This is a genomic window from Polynucleobacter sp. JS-Polo-80-F4, from assembly GCF_018881965.1.
In the GTDB taxonomy this organism is placed as follows: Bacteria; Pseudomonadota; Gammaproteobacteria; order Burkholderiales; family Burkholderiaceae; genus Polynucleobacter.
In genome coordinates this window covers 6,426-7,225 of the sequence record NZ_JACVPI010000003.1, presented here as the reverse complement: position 1 = coordinate 7,225, position 800 = coordinate 6,426, and the positions used below count along the sequence as shown (strand labels likewise).

Genomic DNA, 800 nt, shown 5'->3' with positions numbered 1-800 from the left:
CTAGCCTGACGGTCAAAGCCAATAATGGCGCCGTGTACTTTAATAAAGCCGTCGGCAGCAATGGCACTGCTTTAGATCAGCTCACCATCGAAGCCAATGACACTTACTTAGCCGCCAATGTCAAAACCATGGGTGATCAAACCTACCATGGCCCATTATGGGTAGGCACTTGGAATGGCAAGACCGTTCATCTAGTCTCTGACAATGGCAGCATTATCTTCAAAGATACTGTTAATGACCGCAATAGTTGGGATGAGCAAAATGGCTGGTGGGCCTATGATGCACCGTGGCTCAATGCAGGCTCGAACTCTTTAAGTGTTAGTGCTAATAACGGTATCTTCTTTAATAAAGCAGTAGGCGGTATCAATCCACTGAATAATCTAGATGTTCATGGCTGGGCAGTGGCCGCAGCGAACATCGAGACCAATGGTTATCAAAACTACCATGATGATCTGTGGATCGGTAACATCAACCCAGAAATTACTAAGATAATCCGCCTGACATCTAATAATGAAAGCATCATTTTTAATGGTGCCGTAAATGATGCAACTTGTGAGGGCGGCTGTGCAGGCAACAACTCCTTAGCTGTGAGAGCAAATTATGACGTTTACTTTAACAAGGCAGTAGGCGCCCTTAATCCACTTAATAACCTCACCGTCTACGGCGAGGCTAACTTAGCCGCCAATGTCAAAACCATGGGTGATCAAACCTACCATGGCCCATTATGGGTAGGCACTTGGAATGGCAAGACCGTTCATCTAGTCTCTGACAATGGCAGCATTATCTTCAAAGATACTGTT

Annotated in this window: 1 protein-coding gene; it reads left to right on the top strand. The window is 45.5% G+C overall.

Going from position 1 to position 800, the window contains the following annotated elements:
• Positions 1-800 (top strand): hypothetical protein (locus ICN20_RS10185; protein ID WP_216240514.1); only part of this gene is annotated, 800 nt, incomplete at both ends.